This window comes from Novosphingobium sp. 17-62-19, assembly GCF_002256775.1.
GTDB lineage: Bacteria > Pseudomonadota > Alphaproteobacteria > Sphingomonadales > Sphingomonadaceae > Novosphingobium.
Window position 1 is genome coordinate 42,424 of record NZ_NCII01000033.1, and the last position, 18,914, is coordinate 61,337.

Sequence of the window (18,914 nt, forward strand, 5' to 3'; positions counted from 1 at the left end):
GGCTGATGTACGATGAGTTCTATGGCCTGAGTGGGCGCCCGTTCCAGCTGACGCCGGACCCGCGCTTCTATTTCGAGAGCGGGACGCACCGCAAGGCGCTGTCCTATCTCGGCTATGGCCTGGCGCAGGGTGAGGGCTTCATCGTCATCACCGGCGAGGTCGGCGCAGGCAAGTCCACGCTGGCCGCACACCTGATGGCTACGGTGGATCGCGCGCGGCTGACCGCCGCGCAGATCGTTACTTCGGCACTGGATGGCGAAGAACTGATCCACGTCGCCGCGCGGGCTTTCGGTATCGAAGTGGCGGGGCATGACAAGGCCACGGCCCTCGCGCAAATCGAAGCTTTCCTCCACCACGAGGCGCGCGAAGGTCGCCGCTGCCTGCTGGTGGTGGACGAATCGCAGAACCTTTCGGTTGAAGCGCTGGAAGAGCTGCGGATGCTGTCCAACTTCCAGCTGGGCGCGCACCCGCTGCTGCAGATCCTGCTGCTGGGCCAGCCTGAATTCCGCACGCTTCTTCAGACATCAAGCGAGCTTGAGCAACTGCGCCAGCGCGTAATTGCCTCGCATCACCTTGATGCGATGGAACCTTCTGAAGTTGGCGCTTATGTCGAACACCGGCTGGCGCTGGTGGGCTGGCAGGGTCGGCCAGAGTTTGACGCACGCGTGTTTGCCGATCTTGCCAAGGCCAGCGGCGGTGTGCCGCGCCGGGTGAACCAGATCATCAACCGCTTGCTGCTGATGGGCGCTGTTGAACAGCGCGACCAGATCGATGCCGGGATGCTTGAGGCTGTACTGAACGATTTGGCCGGAGACGGCGGGTTCGGTGGCGCAAAGCCTGCGGTGATGCCGGTTCCGGCAGCAGAAGCGCCAGTGGTGGAAATGCCCGCTGTGTCCGCGCCGCAGACCTTTGCGGCAATGCCTGCATCGGCTCCGGTCATCGACGACAGCGCGTGGCGCTCCGCTTTGGCAGAGCGGGACGAGCAGATTGCCGAATTGCAGCAGGCCATCATTGAACTGGCCGACATGCGCGCCGCAAATGCTGAACCGGTGGTGCCCGACTTTGAGCAGCAGACGCAATTGCAGGTTCAACTGGAAGAGGCAGAACGGCGGATCGCGGCGCTTGAAGCGCGGCCAGTGGGCGGTGACTCTTCGATCGACGAGGAAGTGGTTGCTGCGCTGGAAGATGCGCATCGTCGCATCTCCGCGCTGGAAAGCCGTCCGGGTGACGAACAGATCATGGCCGCATTCGATGAAGTGCAGCGCCGCATCGCCAGCCTTGAGACGCGCACCGCCGAGCAGGAACTGGCGATCCGCCACACGCTGACCATGCTGATCGAGTGGATCGAAGCCGAAGATTTCCACCGCGCCGCTGCCTGAGCGGCATTTTGTGGGGACAAAAGCAATGGGTGCGCCGTCGCAGGTGCTGAACGGCCTTTCGGTCGACGTCGAGGACTGGTTCCAGGTCGGCGCGTTCGAAACCGTGATCGACCGCAAGGACTGGGACGGCCTTACTTGCCGGGTCGAGCGAAACTGTGCCGAAATCCTTGCGCTGTTCGATGCAGCGGGGGTGAAGGGCACGTTCTTCACGCTCGGCTGGATTGCGCAGCGCTATCCGCAGATGATGCGGCAGATTGCCGGAGCAGGCCATGAAATCGCCAGCCACGGTTGGGACCATGCGCGTGTGTTCACGCTGGGGCGAGAGGGTTTTGCGGATGACATCGAGCGCGCGCGCAAGGTTCTGGAAGACATTACCGGCCAGCGCGTGATCGGCTATCGCGCGCCCAGCTTTTCCATCGATGCGCGCACGCCCTGGGCGCACGAAGTGCTGGCAGAGCAGGGCTACGTCTATTCGTCGTCTGTCGCACCGATTGTGCATGACCACTATGGCTGGCGTGAGGCTCCACGTTTTACCTTCCGCCCGGTTGAGGGCGCGGACCTGATCGAGATTCCGGTGACCACGGCGGAAGTGGCAGGGCGTCGCATGGCTGCTGGCGGCGGCGGGTTCTTTCGCTTGTTGCCCTATGCGGTGTCGCGTTGGGCAATCCGACAGGTGAACGTGCGCGATGGGCGGCCAGCGGTGTTCTATTTTCACCCTTGGGAAATCGATCCCGACCAACCCCGGCCAGAGGTCGCGCCGCTCAAATCGCGGCTGCGGCACTATACCAATCTCGATGTCATGGCGGCCAAGCTGTCGCGGTTGGTCCACGAATTCCGCTGGGGCCGAATGGATGACGTTGCCGCCATCGAAGCGGCACGCACGCCCTTGAAGCGCGCTGCATGAACGCGCCGTTCTTCCCATCTAGCGCCGTTGCGCGATTGGCGGATGCGGGCGATCGCGGCGCGATTGCGCGTTTTCTGGCCGATCATCCCGATACGACGGCTTTCCACCGGCTCGAATGGCTTGATGCCGTGGAGCAATCCACCGGGCACATGGCGCACATGCTACTGTCCGAACAGGACGGTGCGATCCGTGCTATGTTGCCCTTTCATGAAGTCCATTCGCCATTGTTCGGACGTGCGCTGGTTTCGACGGGCTTTGGCGTCGGCGGTGGTGTAGTGGGTGAAGGCGATGCAGCCCTGTTTGCAGCGGCGCAGGAACTGGCGGTGCGGCTGAACTGCCCCAGTCTTGAACTGCGCGGCGGGCCTTTGCCTGAGGCACAGGACTGGCATGTGAAGACCGACAGCCACGCCGGGTTCGTCATGCCCTTGGCAGCCGACGATGACGCCCAACTGCTGACGATCCCCCGCAAGCAGCGCGCCGAAGTGCGCCGTGGGTTGGGCCATGCGATGGAAGTGCGGACAGGGCGCAGCGCGGATGATCGCGCGATGCACTATGCGGTCTATGCTGAATCGGTGCGCAATCTGGGTACGCCGGTCTTCCCCAGGCGCCTGTTCGATGCGGTGATGGATGCCTTTGGCGAGGATGCCGACATTCTGACGGTGCTCCACGAAGGGCAGCCGCTGGCTTCGGTGCTGAGCCTATACCATCGCGGCGCGGTCATGCCCTATTGGGGCGGCGGCGTGTTTGCCGCGCGGACCATGCGCGCGAACGACGTGATGTATTATGCGCTGATGAACCATGCGCGCGGGAAAGGTTGCGATCGCTTTGATTTCGGGCGCTCGAAAGTCGATACCGGGGCCTATCACTTCAAGCGCAACTGGGGCTTTACGCCCGAACCGCTGAGTTATGCCCACTGGACCGCCGACGGGCAGGCCCCGCGCGATGTCAATCCGCTCAGCCCGCGCTATCAGGCCAAGATTCGGCTGTGGCAGAAGCTGCCGCTGTCAGTCGCGAACCGCGTAGGGCCATTCATCGCGCAGGGCCTTGCATGAGCGAAGTCCTGTTCCTTGCCCACCGTATCCCGTTTCCGCCCGACCGCGGTGACAAGATCCGCTCGTGCCATGTGCTGCGGCATATCGCGTCGCTGGCCCCTGTCCACGTCGCCTGCTTTGCCGACGATGAGGGCGATATGGGCCACGAGCCCGACCTTGCCGCCGTGGCGAAAAGCCACTGCCTTGTCCGCCGCAGCCGTTCGTTGAAGCTGGCGGGCATCGAGGCGCTGGCGACGGGCAAGCCGGTGAGCCTGACGGCCTTTGCGGACAAGACGCTGGCGGCCTATGTCGCGGGCGTGCTGGCAGAGCATCCGATTGGGGCGATCTATGTCTTTTCCGGGCAAATGGCGCAGTACATCCCCACCGATTTTCAGGGCCGCGTGGTCATGGACTTCGTCGATGTCGATTCCGCCAAGTTCGAAGCCTATGCTGCGCAGGCGCGCTTTCCGGTAAGCCAGATGTATGTGCGTGAAGCGCGACTGCTCTCACGCTTTGAAAGCGATGTGGCGCGGCGTGTCCATGCCAGTCTGCTGGTCACGACAGAAGAAGCCGCGCTGTTCCGCCAACGTCTGACGCCCGGTGCCGAACCGCAGATCATGGCGCTCGGCAACGGTATCGACACCGCTTTCTTTGATCCGCACGGTATGCCCGCCGCGCCGGAAATGGCAGGCGAGGGGCCGCATCTGACTTTCACCGGGCAGATGGACTATCCGCCCAACATAGCGGCGGTCGAGATGTTCGCGCGGCAGGTGATGCCGCAAATCCGCAGCGTTTTCCCGCAGGCGCGGTTCAACGTTGTAGGCCGTGCGCCAACTCTTGCCGTGCGCGCGCTCGAAGGCGTGAACGGCACCCATGTGACTGGCGCGGTGATCGATGTTCGTCCGTGGATCGCCGGAGCCGACCTCGTTGTCGCGCCGCTCACCATTGCACGAGGGGTGCAGAACAAGGTGCTGGAAGCGATGGCGATGGCCCGCCCGGTCCTTGCCACGCCCGAAGCTGCCACCGGCATCCCGGCGCGCGAGGGGCAGGAGATCGTCGTTGCGGGCGGAGCCGACGCGCTGGCGAAACAGGCGGTGAGCCTGCTCCACGACAAGGTTCGCGCTGCCACCATCGGGCAATCGGCGCGCGCCTTCGTGGTGGAAAAGTGCGGCTGGGCAGGCGTGCTTGCGCCGCTGGCCGGGTTGCTGGGCCTGACCGGACCGGAGTCTCCACGCATTGCCGCGTAACCTCGCTCTCGATGCCCCCATCGGGCGGGCTTGGGCGGCGCTTCCGGCGGAGTGGCGGCGCGCGCTCGGTTTTCTGGCGCTCGCGTGGCTCGCCAATCTGGTGCTGTTCGCGGCCGACTGGCAGGCGATGTTTCTGCAATGGTGGGACTCATCGACCTACAACCACGTGCTGCTCATCCCCTTCATTCTGGGCTGGCTGATATCGCTACGCTGGCGCGAGGTGGTGAAGATTGCGCCGCAGGGCTGGTGGCCGGGACTGGTACTGTTCGGCGGCGCGGGTTTCCTGTGGCTGCTGGGCGATTTTGCCGGCGTCTCGCTCGCCACGCAACTTGGCACGGTGTTGATGGCGCAGGCCAGCGTGCTGACGCTGCTCGGCCCGCGCGCATCGGCAGCGCTGCTTTTCCCGCTGGCCTACATGCTGTTTCTGGTGCCTGCAGGTGATGAACTGATCCCCACGCTGCAGACGGTCACTGCCGCGATCACCATGGAATTGCTCGATCTATCACAGGTTCCCGCGCACATCGAAGGCGTGTTCATCACCACACCGGGTGGCTATTTCGAAGTGGCCGAGGCCTGTTCAGGCGTCAAATTCCTGATCGCGATGATCGCCTATGGTGCGCTTGTCGCCAATGTCTGCTTCCGTTCCTGGCCGCGCCGGATTGCCTTTATGGGCCTGAGCGTCGTCATGCCGATCCTTGCCAACGGCGTGCGCGCATGGGGGACGATCTATATTGCGCAAAGCCAGGGTATCGAATTCGCGGTCGGGTTCGACCACATATTCTACGGCTGGATATTCTTTGCCTTGGTCATGGTGCTGGTCATGGGAGTCGCGTGGAAGTTCTTTGATCGCGCGATCGAGGACCAGATGGTCGATGCCGGGGCGATTGCAGCCAATCCGCTGCTGGCGCGCATTGCCAGGCTCGGTTTGGGGCAGGGCCGCGCGCTTGGCGCGATGGCGGCGCTGGCGGCGCTGTTCATCGGCTGGGGCACGTGGGCCAACCGGCTTGAAGCCCAAGTGCCCGCCCGGCTTTCTTTCCCAACCGTTTCGGGTTGGCAGCAGGTGGATTACAGCCCGCGCGCCGCGTGGCGACCGCGCCATACAGGTGCCTCGCATGTGCTGCTCGGCCGCTTTCGGGATGGGGCGGGACACACGGTTGACCTGTCTTACGCGCTCTACCCGGCGCAAAGCGAAGGCCGCGAGGCAGGCGGCTTTGGCGAAGGCGCGCTGACGCCGGACACTGGTTGGTCATGGGAACGCTCTCCCGCCGCACTCGCCGGAGGCCACGCCGACCGCATCCAGACGGCCGGACCAGTCCATCGCCTTGCAGAGACCTTCTACCGCTCAGGCGATCTGTTAACGGGTCGCAACAGCAGTTTGAAACTAAGGAACATTCTCGACCGCCTACTACTGCGCGAACGGACCACTGCCACGCTGATCCTGTCTGCCGAAGATGCCATTCCGGGCCAACCCTCTGCCGAACAGTCAATGCGCGCTTTCCTTGCCGCCGCTGGCCCGGTCGATGCGTGGATGGACTGCGCGGGCGCTGGCCGCTAGGGCAGGGCACCATGTGCGGAATAGCCGGAATCATCCACACCGAGGGCCTCAAGCCCGTCGATCCTGACCGCGTCCGCCGCATGTGCGATGCCATCGCGCATCGCGGGCCGGATGGAGAGGGCGTGTGGACCGCGCCCGGTGTCGGCCTTGGCCATCGCCGCCTCTCGATCATCGACCTTGCCGGATCGCCACAGCCGATGATGGCAGCCGAAGGCGATGCGATGATCGTCTTCAATGGTGAAATATACAATTTCAAAGACTTACGTGCAGAACTTCAGGCGCTTGGGGCGACTTTCCGCACCGATGGCGATACCGAGGTGATCCTGCAGGCATGGCGGCATTGGGGCGTCGATTGCTTGCCGCGCCTCCACGGCATGTTCGCCTTCGCGCTTTACGACTTGCGGCAGCGCACCACACTGCTGGTGCGTGACCGGTTCGGCGTGAAGCCGCTGTTTACCGCCCGTCTTTCCGATGGTGCAGTGATTTTCGGGTCTGAACTCAAGGCCTTGCTGGCCCATCCTTCCTTGCGGCGTGAGATCGATCCGCTGGCGGTGGAGGACTACCTCGCGTGGGGCTACGTGCCCGATCACCGCTCCATTCTGAAGGGCGTGGAAAAGCTGCCCGCCGGGCATTACCAGTTGCTGCGCCCCGATGCTCCGCCGCCAGCGCCAGTGCAGTGGTGGGACATTTCCTTTGCCGACCGGGCAAAGGGCAATGCCGACGACCTCGGCGCGCATCTGCTGCACCATATGCGCGACGCGGTCACGTCTCGGATGCTGTCAGATGTGCCGCTGGGCGCGTTCCTTTCGGGCGGGGTGGACAGTTCTAGTGTGGTGGCGCTGATGGCAGAGGCGAGCACGACACCAGTCAAGACCTGCTCCATCGGCTTCGATGTCAGCGCGCTAGACGAGACCGCCTATGCTGACAGAATTGCTGAGCAGTTTCATACACAGCATTGGAAACGAACAGTTTCTGCCGACGACTTCACGTTGGTTGATAAACTTGCCGGGATGTTCGACGAACCTTTTGCCGATGCCTCTGCACTGCCAACATTCCGGGTATGCGAACTGGCGCGTGAGCATGTGACGGTGGCGCTTTCGGGCGATGGCGCGGACGAGGCCTTTGCAGGATACCGACGCCAGACTTTCCAGCACCGGGAGGAACAGGCACGGAGTTTCCTGCCCGCTGTCCTTCGTAAGCCCCTCTTCGGCGGTCTTGGCGCGATCTGGCCGAAGGCTGATTGGGCTCCCCGCCCACTTCGTGCCAAAACCACGCTGCTCAGCCTCGCTGCATCGGGTGAAGAGGGCTATGCCCGCGCTCTGGCCGCAACGTCGCCGGAACTGCGCGAAACGCTTTACAGCCCTGATTTCAAACGCCTGCGCGGCGAATATCGCGCCGAACAGCCACTGATCGAACTGATGCGTAACGCGCCCGCACGCTCAGGCCTTGACCGTGCGCAGTACGCCGATCTCAAATTCTACATGCCCGGCGATATTCTGACCAAGGTGGATCGTACCAGCATGGCGGTAAGCCTTGAGGCACGCGAGCCACTGCTTGATCATCGGCTTGTGGAGTTCGGTGCGCGTTTGCCGGAATCGATGCGCGTGCGCGGCACAACCGGCAAATGGCTGATAAAGCAAACAATGCGCCGCTATCTGCCCGAAGATGTGCTGTTCCGTCCGAAGATGGGTTTCGTCACCCCGATTGCGCAATGGTTACGCGGTCCGCTGGCATCGCAAGCGCGGGGTCTGGCCGCAAGTGGCGCTTTGGCCGCGACTGGTTGGTTCGATTCCGCCCGGATCGAGGGGCTTGCCGAAGACCACATCGCGGGGCGCGCTGATCACAGCCGCTTGATCTGGCAGCTGCTTATGTTGCGGAAATCATTTGATCGGCTTGGTTGACCTGCGCTTAATTTCTATATGGCTGGTAAGGTGATCTTCACCATTTCGGACTAGTTCGGTGTGGAAACAACGACCGTAGGTCCATGCTGAAGAAACTGCGCTCACCGCTGTATCTCGCGCTGCTGATCCCGGCGTTGTTGGTTTTTGCCAGTGATCTGCTGTCACCGATCGACCATGGTTTCTGGAATATACGGTATAAGCTTGGCGGATCGCCCGCATCGCAAAGCACCATCATACTCAGTTTCGATGGCGGCGTTAACGCCAGCGAGAAATCGATCATCGATTCCGGCAAACTTGCCACCGTTCTGGAAAACGTTGCAAGGCAGATGCCGCAGCGCGTGTTCATCGACAGTCCGGTAAAATTCGGTGAGGATCAGCGAGGTGATCAGGCGCTGATCGAGGCTGTTCGGCGTCTCAAACCCGATGTAACCTTCGTGGTACGCAGCAAGCGAATTGGTCTGATCAACCAGCCCTTTACCAAAGCTGATTTCGACATACCAAGCGATGCGCAGCTCGCTGGCGCGTCAGTTGCATTGTCAGCCTGGCGGGCCAATTTCATCGAATACGGCCTGCTATCCGACTATGCGATAAGCGTCGGCGGCAAGTCGTACCCGACCTTGCCCGCAAACTTGGCCCATGTCGAAGCAGGTGCGCAAGCTTCGTTCGCACCCGAATTCCTGCTCGACGTTTCTGCGATTCCCGATCTCAAGGCTAGCAAGTTTCTTAAGGGAGATTATCCGCCCGGTCTTTTGACGGGACGGACCGTCATTGTGAATTCGGCCGGGATTGCTCCGCCGATCGGGTATTTCGGCAAAAGCCGTATGCATCCGCTGGCGCTCGACATTGCCGGGGCTGAGGCACTTAAAAAGCCGATTGCCCTCTCCTTTAACGGTATGCCATTGCTGGTTGTGGTCTGGCTATGCATTTTCTTTGCCAGCCGCGCGACGAAAAGCCGCCGCAAGACACTACTCTATACTGGCGCGGTCGCAGGTGTCGTTGTGCTCCCCGTCGCGCTCCAGCGCCTTGGGCTGAGCGTTGATATGGGTGGTGCAGCGCTTTGCGTGATCATTTGCGGCACTGCCCGCATCTGGCAGAAGCGTGTCCGCCGCGTCCAGCATACCAGTACTTCGGGCTTGCCCAATCTTCTGGCGCTCAGTGCAAGGCCGCTGGCAACAGGCTGCGATGTCGTTGTGGCGGTTATTGCTCGGTACGAGGAGATTCTCGCAACGCTTCCCAAAGACCTGCACGGTGAATCCGCCAGACAAATTGCACGCCGGTTGTCGGTCGGTTCGGGCATCGATACGGTTTACAATGGCGAAGGTGGCCATTTCGCTTGGACGGAAGAGGCGCGTCCGCTTGAGATGCAACTCAATCACCTTGAAGGATTGCGCGCACTATTTTCTGCGCCTTTGCAGATCGGCAGCTACACTTTCGATACCAACATCCACTTTGGCCTGGATCGTAACGAAGGAATCGATGCGCCAACGCGCGTCAATTCTGCCCTCGCCAGCGCCAATGATGCGTTGGCCAGCGGGCGTTCGGTTGAAGTCTTTGAAGCTGACCGGTTGGCGGAGGCACCTTGGGAATTGTCGCTCCACGCAAGGATCGACGAAGGTTTGCGCAACGGTGAGATCTGGCTGGCATTCCAGAGCCAGTGGGACATGCGTGAAGGCCGGGCTTCCGGTGCCGAGGCATTGATTCGATGGAGCCATCCAACGCGCGGACCAATTGCCCCGGACGCCTTCATACTGCAGGCAGAGCGTGCGGGGCGCATTGATGCCATCACTTATTGGGTGATGGATGAGGCGATTACCGCAGCATTGGCTTTGGCGGAGATCGACCCTAATTTTCAAATGAGCTTCAATCTATCGGCGCAAATGGTCGACAAGCCTTCACTGGTATCCAACATCGTCGAAATCGTCCGTCGACGGAACATAGATCCGCATTTTCTGACCATCGAAGTCACAGAAACGTCAAGCGTGCGGAACCGTCCGGCCGCCGTGAACAACCTCTCACAGCTGCGCAGCATGGGCTTTCGCTTGTCGATCGACGATTTCGGGACTGGCGAGGCAAGCCTCGCCTATCTTGCAGACCTACCCAGTGATGAACTGAAACTTGATCGGCGATTCGTGTCGAAGTTGCTCACACACCCGCGCGAACGAGAAATCATCCGGTCGACCATCGATCTTGCCCATGCACTCGGCCAGATCGTCGTGGCTGAAGGCATTGAAGATGAAGCAACTTATCTGGCTTTGGGAAGACTCGGCTGCGACATCGGGCAGGGGTACTACCTTGGCCGTCCACAGCCCTTTGCCGAATTGTACCAGAACCTTCTCAAAATGGGACAGAGGCGAAGGGGTAGTCTTTAGAAGTTGTTAACCAGTTAACTCGGTGGTAACCATGTGTCTCCAATCGTGGATGGAGACACGAACATGTTTGAGATCTTGCGCTGGATTTTCACCTGATGGTGATCGGCTGATTCCTAATGAAATCAGCCGTTTCCACATTCTAAACGATCGCGCACCGCCAAACCTCACTATGGTTTGGCGGTGCGAATCGTTTGTGGGGCCTTAACCAATCTTTGGTTAGCCCTGCGGTTAGGATTTGTGCTGGTCGTCGGTGTTCAGGGGGACTTGGTGCCCACTAGCGGTCGGTGCACAGGCACCAGCGCATTTTGGTGGTCCGCTGGTCAGTCTTCGCCGTGTCCCAAGGCCAGATAGTCTTGGCTCTGCATTTCCATCAGTCGGCTGACGGTGCGGTCGAACATGAACCGCCCTTCGTCGTCGCCCTTGCCGTTCCAGTCATACAGGTCCGAAGGTTCGGCGTCGGCCGTGGCAATCAGCTTCACCTTGTGCTCGTAAAGCGCGTCGATCAGCGTGATGAAGCGTGACGTCTCGTTCCGCAGTTCTGCGCCGAGGCGGGGAATTGCGACGACGATGACGGTGTGGAAGTTGCGTGCAATAGCAAGGTAGTCCGCCGCGCCGCGTGCCTCACCACACAACTTCTTGAAGCTGAACACGCCCACGCCTTTCAGGCTTTTGGGTACGTGGAGCAGGCGGCCCCCGCCAACGTCGAGTTGGCAGGCAGGCACATGCGCGCTGTCTTCAGGCGGGTAGTCTGTAAGGCGGAAGAACGCTTCGCGCACTTTTTCGGTCGATTCGGGTCCGATCGGCACATGCCACGTGCCGACGCCCTGCATTCTTTGCAGGCGATAATCGGTCGGGCCGTTAAGCGTCAGCACATCGAGCCGGCCTTGCACCAGCGCAATGAAGGGCAGGAAATGTTCGCGGTTCAGCCCGTTCTTGTACAGATCAGACGGCGCGCGGTTTGATGTGGTGACCACGGTGACACCACCTTCAACCATCAGCGCTGTGAACATGCGGCTCATGATCATGGCGTCGGCGCTGTTGTTGACGACCATTTCGTCAAAGCACAGCACCCGTGTTTCAGCCGCGATGGCGGCGGCAACTGGCAGGATCGGATCGCCGCTTTCCTTCTTGCGCTCCTCACGCAGCCGGGCGTGAACATCGAGCATGAATTCGTGGAAGTGCGCGCGGCGCTTGGCCGTGATGGTCAGGTTATCGTGGAACAAGTCCATCAGCATCGACTTGCCGCGCCCGACCCCGCCCCACATATAGACCCCTCGCGGGGGCGCAGGCGACTTGGCACCGAACAGCTTGCCGAACAGGCCGGGCGAGGGTGGCGGCGTTTCCAGCTCCTGCTGCAGGGCATCAAGCCGCGCGGCGGCGGCGGCCTGTTCCGCATCGGGCCGCAATTCGCCAGCTGCCACCAGTTCGTTGTACCGTTGGAGGACTGACGTCATCGTTTGGTCGGCTTGCGGATCGTGCCGTTGAAAGCAGCAATGATGTCATCGCCCTGTTCAACAAGGCCGCGCAGGAAGACGAGGCGGCCGGTCTCGCGCAGCACTTCGACCACAGCATCGAGCGGCTCGCCAAGGCGGCCTGCTCCGATGAACTGGGTTGAAAGGTCGAGTGTGACTGATCCCGCTGCATCGCCCGAAAGCAGCGTGCGCATGGCTGAGAAAAGGCTGATGTCGATCAGCGCCAGCGTGATCCCACCGTGGACCGCTTCAAGCAGATTGGAGTGACGGCGTTCGGGAAACATGCGTAGCCGCGCCACGCGCACGCCATCGCCACGCTCCTCGATCCGGGTGAGCATCCGGCCCATCGTCTGGCCGTTGAACCGGGTCTCGTCGGTGAGGTTCCAGGTGAACCAGCCGGGGTGATCCTCGGCCGGTTCATAACGGAAGGCTTGGTCGGTCACTGTTTAGACGAGACGCTCGGCCTGCATCTTCTTGATTTCAGCAATCGCGCGTGCGGGCGATAGGCCCTTGGGGCACACGTTGGCGCAGTTCATGATGGTGTGGCAGCGATAGAGGCGGAAGGGATCTTCCAACTCGTCAAGCCGCTCACCCGTCATCTCATCGCGGCTGTCGGCCAGCCAGCGATAGGCCTGGAGCAGGATAGCCGGGCCGAGGAACTTGTCCGAGTTCCACCAGTAGCTGGGGCAAGACGTGGAGCAGCAGGCGCACAGGATGCATTCGTACAGACCGTCCAGCTTTTCGCGCTGTTCAGGCGATTGCAGGCGCTCCTTGCCCGAAGGCGTGGGCGTTACGGTTTGCAGCCAGGGGCGGATCGACGAGTACTGTGCGTAGAAGTGCGTGAAATCGGGGACAAGATCCTTGATCACTTCCATGTGCGGCAGCGGCGTGATGCGCACTTCGCCGGTCAGATCTTCGATCGCGGTGGTGCAGGCAAGGCCGTTGCGGCCGTTCATGTTCATCGCGCACGAACCGCAGATACCTTCACGGCAGGAGCGGCGGAAGGTGAGGGTGGGGTCTTGCTCCCCCTTCATCTTGATCAGCGCATCGAGCACCATCGGGCCGCACTGATCGAGATCGATTTCGAACGTGTCATAACGCGGGTTTTCACCGCTGTCGGGATCGTAGCGATAAACCTTGAACTTGCGGACTTTGCCCGATGTGGCGGCAGCGTGGTGGCGCGCCTTGCCGGTGATCTTGGAGTTCTTCGGAAGCGAGAAGTTCGCCATCTTGGTTTCCTGTGCCGCGAAGTTCGTGAATACCTATGTGAGTCGTCCTTAGCGATTGCAGCGCGAGGGGCAAGAGGGTGAAGCCTGCCCAATGGTAGAGGGTGGAAAAGGAAAAGCGCACTGACATCCGGCGAGATTGGCGATTTTGGCGTGTGTAGGACAGTGGAAAGCCACTTTGGCCTTAAAAGGTGTGGTGCGTCACTTGTCTGGTGTGCTGCGGGATTCTAGCACTTGGATCGGGCGCAACACGGGGGTATCGTGCGGAAATCGTTGAAAGTGTCGCTGGCTGTGGGCGCTTGCCTGGCTGCATCGCAAGCCATCGTAACTGCGCAGGAGAACGCTACGCCTAAGGAGCCTGTAGCGGCTTCAGCACAGGCGAACAGCGGTCCACCGACGGTTGCGGCCTATGCCCAGTTGCCCTTTGTCGAGGGGGCAAAGCTTTCTCCCGATGGGCTGTGGATTGCCGGGATGTTTGCGATTGGCGGTTCGCAACGGGTGGTCATCGTATCGCCGTTTGATCCTGATGGTATCAAACAGGCTGTAATGCCCGAAGATACCGAAGTGAGCAGTCTGCGCTGGGTCGGGAACGAGAACGTGGTGATCCGGCTACGCGCGATCAGGCCCTTCGGTGCTGGCGAGCGTGCCTATGTTTCGCGCGTGGTGGCGTTCAACCGCATCACTGGCAAATTCACGAAGCTGCTGTGGGATCTGGGTGGTCAGGACGCGGCAGACATCCTGTGGGTGCCGACTGACGGTTCTACCAAGATGTTGGTTGCTGGGCAGAATTCGATCTACATGGGGAACGATTTCTGGCCGGCGGTCTATTCGGTCGATGTCACGAATGGCCGCCGGACAACCGATCTGCAAGGCCGCACCGATGTGATGGACTGGATCGTGGATTCGGCAGGTGTAGTGAGGCTGGCGATTGCCACAGACCGCACGCGCGGAACGCGAACTTTGCTCCATCGGCCGAAAAAGGGAGCGTCTTTTGACCGAGTAGGGCGCGCAGGGTTTGAAGAGCTTGAGGTTCCATATCTGATCCGGGCGGCGGAAGGTAAAGCGCTGGTGATCCGCACAATCGGCGGAGATGCGAATGCCAAATCGGATGCCCCGTCCGATGGAAAGGGCAAGCGCGATGCCCTGCTCGAAATCGATCTTGCCAGCGGCGCCACACTGCAGACGATTTATGAAGCCGCGGAGGGTATTGAAATTGACGGCGTCCGTTATGACGATGCGGGCAACGAGGTGCTCGGCGTCTATCTTGGCGGGCGCAGCCGTGAACCGCTGCACTGGCTCGATCCAAGTCTGGACGAATTGCAAAAAGCGTTTGAAAAGAGCCTGAATGGCCGCCGGGCGCGCATTGTCAGCCTTTCAACGGATCGCCAGCGCATGTTGGTGCGCGTGGACAAGGCCAACGAGGCAGGGCGGCTATATTACTTTGACCAAGCGGACGGCAGCTTGCGCCTGTTCGCCAATCTCAACAGCCAAACCAACGGCAAACAGGCGGGCAAGGTTGAAGCTTTAACCTATAAGGCGCGTGATGGGCTGGAGATCGAGGCTATCGTGACCACACCGCCGGGGCGTGATGCCAAGAAGCTGCCGGTCGTGGTGATGCCGCACGGTGGCCCGTGGGCGCACGACACGCTGGATTGGGACTACTGGGCGCAATTCGTTGCCAGCCGGGGTTATCTGGTGATCCAACCCAATTTCCGGGGATCGACCGGCTATGGCGAAGCTTTCCTGAAAAAGGGCGAGGGTCAGTTGGGCTTTGCCATGCAGGATGATGTCAACGATGCGCTGGACTGGGCGGTCAAGCAGGGCATGGCCGATGGCAAGCGTGCCTGCATTGTCGGGGCAAGCTATGGCGGCTATGTAGCGATGTGGGGGGCATCGCGTGACGCTGACTTGTGGCGCTGTTCGGTTTCCATCGCAGGGGTGGCCAATTTGCGCCGCGAAGTGAATGACTTTGGCGGCGCGCTGTATAGCAAGCGCTATAAAGAGCAGTGGCAGGCGATGACGCCCGATTTTCAGGCGGTTTCGCCGATCAACTTCATTGATCGCATCAAGGCCCCGATGCTGCTGGTCCATGGCAAGAAGGATCTGACCGTTGACCATGTCCAGTCGCAAAGCATGTTCAGCAAGATGAAGGATGCGGGCAAGGACGTGGAACTGGTGTCGCTGCCGCAGGCGGATCATTCGTTCTCACGCACGGCTGATCGAGAGGCCTTGCTGGTGGCGCTGGAAGGGTTCTTGCGGAAGCACAATCCGGCGGATTGAACGGCCCCTCCGTCAGCGCTGCGCGCTGCCACCTCTCCATTTGCACTGCGTGAAAATGAGGAGGAATTGTTGGAGTGGCATCAAATTGGCAGCACTTCCGCTTGATCCTCCCTGTTTTTCCGCAGGACAAACGGGGAGGTGGCATTCGCCGCCAAGGCGAATGACGGAGGGGCTTTTTGCCGAGGCTGAAGCATCAGCGCAACGTGGCCAGGGCACGGCAGTTGCGTGGGTCCATGACTTTGCCCGAAATTCTGTTGTGGCAGCGATTGCGCCGTTGTGAGGATGTGAAGTTTCGGCGGCAGCATCCGGTCGGGCCGTATGTGCTGGACTTCTACTGTGCAGCGGTGCGGGTTTGCATCGAGGTTGACGGGATTGTGCACGACATGGGCACGCGGCCTGCGCGTGACGCTGTGCGCGATGATTGGTTGGCTGGGCAGGGCGTTCGGGTGATGCGGATTGCTGCGGTCGAGGTTTTGCGAGATGTGGATGGGGTTGCTGCGGCGTTGGTGCGGATTTGCGGAGGTGAGTGAATAGCCCCTCCGTCAGCGCTGCGCGCTGCCACCTCCCCATTTGCACTGCGTGAAAATGGGGAGGAGTTCATTGGCCCCACCCGATCCTCACCGTTTTTGCGAAGCACAAATGGGGAGGTGGCAGGCGCCGTAGGTGACTGACGGAGGGGCTTGTTTCCTCAAGGCACGCGCTTGATCTGCCATCCCCGTGCCATCATCAGGCGTTGCAGGCTGTCCGACCCAGCGAGGTGCGCAGCGCCCACGGCCACGAACGGCTTGGCGCCGCCTTTGAGCATCGCGTCCAGCTGGTCTGCCCACAGACGGTTGCGGGTGGTCAGCAAGGCGGTGTGGAGGCCGGGATCTGCGAGGAAGCCTTCGTTGGCTTCGCGCGCGATGCCAAGATCATCGCCGCGCAGCCACATGGCGATCATCTGGGCTTCCTCGTCATTGTCGCTGGCGGCTTCGACGGTGACTTCCTGCAACAGGACTTTCTGTTCCCGCGGCGGGAGCGAATCGAACACCGCGAACTGGCTTTGGAGCGTTTCGAACCCGACAATGGGTTTGCCAGCGGCGAGGCGGCGCAGGGCGGGTTCGGATCCGCTTTCGGGATCGGACCCGGCCTTCTCTCCCGCAATGGCGGCCAGTTGCAGCGCCACGGCCCAGCTTTCGGTATCGACAAAATCGGCGTCGGTCAGGCCAAGCTTCTTGTAAACCTTCTTCAAATCGTCACGCATCTTTGGCGCGATGCGCTGCGATGGCGGCGGCAGGCCCGCGGTTCCAGCCAATTCTGCCAAGGCTTCCCCGGCCGAGGCCTGGTCAATGGGCTCGGCGATTTCAAGGACAAGGCGGTCTGACGCAGCCAGTGCATCGGTGATTGCAGGGCGCAACCACTGCGTCTTGGGCGGCAAGGCGTGCACAGTGCCAAACAGGTAGCCGCGCACGGTGCCGCCCTTGTCGGTGATTTGCCACAGCGCGACACGCCCTGATCCTGCTGGCGTGGTAATTTCTTCGGCGGGTTTTTCACGGTTGAGCCACGTTATCCCCATGCCAAGCAGCAGGGCGGGGACGACAGCAAGGAGCAGGCGGCGGATCAGGGTCATTGCACGCGCGCCGATTCAACGCCTTGGGCCTTCAGCGCATCCTGCACACTGTTCGGCCCGGCAAGGTGGCCTGCACCAACCGCGACGAACACCGTGCCCGGCTGCTGCAAGCGTTGGCGCGCCCACGTGGCCCAGTTGCGATTGCGCTGGTAGAGCAGGGTTTCGGCCAGTTCGGGATCGTCCATCTGCGCGTTGAGCAACTTGCCAAGGCCATCGGGATCGCCCGAACCCCATTCGTCGGTCATGGCGTTGATCAATCCGGCGCTCTTGTCGAAGTCCTTGACTGCGGCGTTCAGGAATTTGAGCTGAGCCTCTCGCGGGAGACCATCAAACAGGCCCAGCTGGTATTCGACCGTTTCCAACCCGCCGAGTTTCTTGCCCTTGGCCACCGCGGCCTTGCGCAGCACGGTCTCAACACCCTGCTCCTCGCCATAGCCTGCCAACGCATAGGGTATGACCGCCAGCGTGATTCCCGCCAACCATGGTTCGAGCGGATCGAGCGTTTCGGGCGGAATCTTCAGGCGGGCAAGCAGGGCTTCGTAGGCTGTGCGGTCAGCGTCGTTCATCAGCGAGCGCAGCGTTTCGCCCTTCAGCAGGCCAATGGCCATGACGGCCTTCTGCTGATCCGCATCGGACACGTCGGGGATTTCGGTGAGCAGTTCGGACGATTCATCCAGCGCGGCGGCAACCGGGCCATCGAGCCAGACCAGCCCCTTGGGCAGGGCGTGCACCGTGCCGAACAGGTAGATCGTGGTGTCCTCATCCGCCACTTTCCACAGCGCCGGTTTGAGCTGAGTCTGCGCCATGGCTGGCGCGGTGAAGGCGCAGGCGGCAAGGGTGATGGCGGCGGTGAGGGTGCGGAAGGCTTTTCTCATGCGCTGCCTTTTGCCCGCAAACGTCTTGCCATGGAATGAAGGAAATGTTGTCCATGTGTGGAGCGATCTCCCGTGATGCCGGTTGATTTGGCGCGTCCTATCGGCCAAAGCCCCGGCATTATGGCCGAACCCACGCAACAGCCTCTCAGCCTGCAGGACATGATCCTGCGCCTTCATGCCTTCTGGAGCGAGCAGGGCTGCCTGATCCTTCAGCCGTATGACATGCGCATGGGCGCGGGCACGTTCCACACCGCCACCACGCTGCGCGCGCTTGGGCCAGAGCCGTGGAATGCGGCTTTCGTGCAGCCTTGCCGCCGCCCGACCGACGGTCGCTATGGCGAAAACCCGAACCGGCTGCAGCATTACTATCAGTATCAGGTGATCCTGAAGCCTTCGCCGGAAAACCTGCAGGAGCTTTATCTGCAATCGCTGGGCGTGATCGGCATTGATCCGCTGGTGCATGACATCCGCTTTGTCGAGGACGACTGGGAATCGCCGACGCTGGGCGCGTGGGGCCTTGGCTGGGAAGTGTGGTGCGATGGGATGGAAGTCACCCAGTTCACCTATTTCCAGCAGATGGGCGGCTTCGATTGCAAGCCGGTTGCGGGCGAGCTGACCTATGGGTTGGAGCGTCTGGCGATGTATATTCAGGGTGTCGACAACGTCTATGACCTCGCCTTCAACAATCCCAATAGTGCTTTGGGGGGCGTCACTTACGGCGAGGTGTTTCTCGAAAACGAGAAGCAGATGTCGAAGTGGAACTTCGAGGTTGCCGATACCGACAGCCTGTTCGAAGGCTTCCGTCGGGCCGAAGCCGAATGCGTGCGGTCGCTCGAAGCGGGCGTGCCGATTGCCGCTTATGAGCAGGCGATTGAGGCCAGCCACCTGTTCAACCTGTTGCAAGCGCGCGGCGTGATTTCGGTGCAGGAACGCGCCAGCTACATGGGCCGGGTGCGTGATCTCGCGCGCGGATCGTGCGAGGCGCACATGGAAAAGAACGCCGATCAGTGGGCGGCCAAGTACCCGGAGTGGAGCAAGTGACCGATTTCCTTCTCGAACTGCGCAG

At 61.3% G+C, this 18,914-nt stretch carries 15 protein-coding genes; 10 read left to right on the plus strand and 5 right to left on the minus strand.

The window, feature by feature from the left end; genetic code table 11:
• Nucleotides 1–5: 5 nt before the first annotated feature.
• The 7 genes from B7X90_RS08005 to B7X90_RS08035 all read left to right on the plus strand — a co-directional run bounded on the left by B7X90_RS08005 (nucleotide 6) and on the right by B7X90_RS08035 (nucleotide 10,386).
• Nucleotides 6–1,379 (plus strand): XrtA/PEP-CTERM system-associated ATPase, encoded by a 1,374-nt coding sequence (locus B7X90_RS08005; protein ID WP_292623352.1) that lies wholly within the window; start codon nucleotides 6–8, stop codon nucleotides 1,377–1,379.
• Nucleotides 1,380–1,404: 25 nt separating this feature from the next.
• A complete protein-coding gene (locus B7X90_RS08010; protein WP_292623353.1) occupies nucleotides 1,405–2,283 on the plus strand; it encodes an XrtA system polysaccharide deacetylase in 879 nt (292 codons plus the stop codon).
• Nucleotides 2,280–3,335 (plus strand): FemAB family XrtA/PEP-CTERM system-associated protein, encoded by a 1,056-nt coding sequence (locus B7X90_RS08015; RefSeq protein ID WP_292623355.1) that lies wholly within the window; start codon nucleotides 2,280–2,282, stop codon nucleotides 3,333–3,335. Before B7X90_RS08010 ends, B7X90_RS08015 begins: the two co-directional genes overlap by 4 nt.
• Complete coding sequence (locus tag B7X90_RS08020) at nucleotides 3,332–4,561, plus strand: TIGR03087 family PEP-CTERM/XrtA system glycosyltransferase (RefSeq protein ID WP_292623356.1); 1,230 nt, start codon at nucleotides 3,332–3,334, stop codon at nucleotides 4,559–4,561. The genes B7X90_RS08015 and B7X90_RS08020 overlap by 4 nt, the downstream gene beginning before the upstream one ends.
• Nucleotides 4,551–6,116, plus strand: coding sequence for an exosortase A (gene xrtA, locus B7X90_RS08025; RefSeq protein ID WP_292623357.1), 1,566 nt, complete (start codon nucleotides 4,551–4,553; stop codon nucleotides 6,114–6,116). Before B7X90_RS08020 ends, xrtA begins: the two co-directional genes overlap by 11 nt.
• 11 nt (nucleotides 6,117–6,127) lie before the next feature.
• Entirely contained in the window at nucleotides 6,128–8,017 is a 1,890-nt protein-coding gene (locus tag B7X90_RS08030; RefSeq protein WP_292623358.1) for an XrtA/PEP-CTERM system amidotransferase, read from the plus strand.
• A gap of 83 nt (nucleotides 8,018–8,100) precedes the next feature.
• A complete protein-coding gene (locus tag B7X90_RS08035; RefSeq protein ID WP_292623359.1) occupies nucleotides 8,101–10,386 on the plus strand; it encodes an EAL domain-containing protein in 2,286 nt (761 codons plus the stop codon).
• A gap of 320 nt (nucleotides 10,387–10,706) precedes the next feature.
• On the opposite strand, the gene zapE is transcribed toward B7X90_RS08035, so the two are convergent.
• From zapE to B7X90_RS08050, 3 genes are read right to left on the minus strand one after another with little or no spacing between them, the layout of a single operon-like run.
• Nucleotides 10,707–11,840, minus strand: a complete 1,134-nt coding sequence (gene zapE, locus B7X90_RS08040) for a cell division protein ZapE (RefSeq protein WP_292623362.1) — start codon at nucleotides 11,838–11,840, stop codon at nucleotides 10,707–10,709.
• Nucleotides 11,837–12,301, minus strand: a complete 465-nt coding sequence (locus tag B7X90_RS08045; RefSeq protein ID WP_292623364.1) for a PaaI family thioesterase — start codon at nucleotides 12,299–12,301, stop codon at nucleotides 11,837–11,839. The genes zapE and B7X90_RS08045 overlap by 4 nt, the downstream gene beginning before the upstream one ends.
• 3 nt (nucleotides 12,302–12,304) lie before the next feature.
• Nucleotides 12,305–13,087: a succinate dehydrogenase iron-sulfur subunit gene (locus tag B7X90_RS08050; RefSeq protein WP_292623366.1), complete on the minus strand. Its 783-nt coding sequence runs from the start codon at nucleotides 13,085–13,087 to the stop codon at nucleotides 12,305–12,307.
• Nucleotides 13,088–13,363: 276 nt separating this feature from the next.
• On the opposite strand from B7X90_RS08050, the gene B7X90_RS08055 reads away from it, so the two are divergent.
• Both B7X90_RS08055 and B7X90_RS08060 read left to right on the plus strand, forming a co-directional pair.
• On the plus strand, nucleotides 13,364–15,364 hold the full coding sequence (locus tag B7X90_RS08055) for a prolyl oligopeptidase family serine peptidase (RefSeq protein WP_292623368.1): 2,001 nt from the start codon (nucleotides 13,364–13,366) through the stop codon (nucleotides 15,362–15,364).
• Between the two features lie 233 nt (nucleotides 15,365–15,597).
• Nucleotides 15,598–15,894: an endonuclease domain-containing protein gene (locus B7X90_RS08060; RefSeq protein WP_292623370.1), complete on the plus strand. Its 297-nt coding sequence runs from the start codon at nucleotides 15,598–15,600 to the stop codon at nucleotides 15,892–15,894.
• 158 nt (nucleotides 15,895–16,052) lie between these two features.
• Here the strand turns inward: B7X90_RS08060 and B7X90_RS08065 are convergent, their stop codons facing one another.
• A complete protein-coding gene (locus tag B7X90_RS08065) occupies nucleotides 16,053–16,973 on the minus strand; it encodes a TraB/GumN family protein (protein ID WP_292623373.1) in 921 nt (306 codons plus the stop codon).
• Nucleotides 16,970–17,848: a TraB/GumN family protein gene (locus B7X90_RS08070; RefSeq protein ID WP_292623375.1), complete on the minus strand. Its 879-nt coding sequence runs from the start codon at nucleotides 17,846–17,848 to the stop codon at nucleotides 16,970–16,972. The genes B7X90_RS08065 and B7X90_RS08070 overlap by 4 nt, the downstream gene beginning before the upstream one ends.
• A 120-nt stretch (nucleotides 17,849–17,968) precedes the next feature.
• Here B7X90_RS08070 and B7X90_RS08075 point away from each other — a divergent pair, with 120 nt between their 5' ends.
• Nucleotides 17,969–18,889 carry a glycine--tRNA ligase subunit alpha gene (locus B7X90_RS08075; RefSeq protein WP_292623381.1) on the plus strand — a complete coding sequence of 307 codons (921 nt, stop codon included), beginning with the start codon at nucleotides 17,969–17,971 and terminating at the stop codon, nucleotides 18,887–18,889.
• Nucleotides 18,890–18,914 lie beyond the last annotated feature (25 nt).

Excerpts from the sequence above, each read along its gene's own strand:
- B7X90_RS08005 (WP_292623352.1), top strand. The coding sequence starts at position 6 with ATGTACGATGAGTTCTATGGCCTGAGTGGGCGCCCGTTCCAGCTGACG.
- B7X90_RS08010 (WP_292623353.1), top strand. The coding sequence starts at position 1,405 with ATGGGTGCGCCGTCGCAGGTGCTGAACGGCCTTTCGGTCGACGTCGAG.
- B7X90_RS08015 (WP_292623355.1), top strand. The coding sequence starts at position 2,280 with ATGAACGCGCCGTTCTTCCCATCTAGCGCCGTTGCGCGATTGGCGGAT.
- B7X90_RS08020 (WP_292623356.1), top strand. The coding sequence starts at position 3,332 with ATGAGCGAAGTCCTGTTCCTTGCCCACCGTATCCCGTTTCCGCCCGAC.
- B7X90_RS08030 (WP_292623358.1), top strand. The coding sequence starts at position 6,128 with ATGTGCGGAATAGCCGGAATCATCCACACCGAGGGCCTCAAGCCCGTC.
- B7X90_RS08035 (WP_292623359.1), top strand. The coding sequence starts at position 8,101 with ATGCTGAAGAAACTGCGCTCACCGCTGTATCTCGCGCTGCTGATCCCG.
- zapE (WP_292623362.1), bottom strand. The coding sequence starts at position 11,840 with ATGACGTCAGTCCTCCAACGGTACAACGAACTGGTGGCAGCTGGCGAA.
- B7X90_RS08050 (WP_292623366.1), bottom strand. The coding sequence starts at position 13,087 with ATGGCGAACTTCTCGCTTCCGAAGAACTCCAAGATCACCGGCAAGGCG.
- B7X90_RS08060 (WP_292623370.1), top strand. The coding sequence starts at position 15,598 with ATGACTTTGCCCGAAATTCTGTTGTGGCAGCGATTGCGCCGTTGTGAG.
- B7X90_RS08065 (WP_292623373.1), bottom strand. The coding sequence starts at position 16,973 with ATGACCCTGATCCGCCGCCTGCTCCTTGCTGTCGTCCCCGCCCTGCTG.
- B7X90_RS08070 (WP_292623375.1), bottom strand. The coding sequence starts at position 17,848 with ATGAGAAAAGCCTTCCGCACCCTCACCGCCGCCATCACCCTTGCCGCC.
- B7X90_RS08075 (WP_292623381.1), top strand. The coding sequence starts at position 17,969 with ATGGCCGAACCCACGCAACAGCCTCTCAGCCTGCAGGACATGATCCTG.